Source organism: Candidatus Symbiothrix dinenymphae, from assembly GCF_001431085.1.
This window is the reverse complement of sequence record NZ_BBRU01000518.1, coordinates 1-384: the sequence shown is the minus strand read 5'-3', so window position 1 is coordinate 384 and position 384 is coordinate 1. Positions and strand designations below refer to the sequence as shown.

General features: G+C 44.3%; 1 protein-coding gene. It reads left to right on the top strand.

All coding sequences use genetic code 11. The features are described 5' to 3' along the window. Positions 1-142: 142 nt before the first annotated feature. Positions 143-384, top strand: a 242-nt coding sequence (locus tag ASC50_RS05415) for an AAA family ATPase (RefSeq protein WP_158648493.1), incomplete at its 3' end; no start/stop codon positions are given.

Sequence of the window (384 nt, the reverse complement as noted above, 5' to 3'; positions counted from 1 at the left end):
CATTGGCACAAATTCGCGAAGTCCGCTATTATGAGCGTTATGCGGGCGAGAACAAGCGCATCGCATTGCTGGGAGTGGCATTTGTGGGGAAAGAGATTGCTTGTCGGATGGAAGAATTATCAAATAATTAAAAAAAAACATTATGTTACAGGAATTACCTATTGGAATACAGTCGTTTGCGGATTTACGCAGCAAAGGCTATTTGTATGTCGATAAGACCCAAGTGATTCATCGCTTGATAACATCCGGCAAGCCGTTCTTTTTGTCGCGCCCGCGCCGGTTTGGTAAGTCGTTGCTGGTGAGCACGATGGAAGCTATCTTTAAAGGACAAAAAACGCTGTTTAAAGGGCTCTGGATTGAGAATAATTGGGATTGGACTACGAC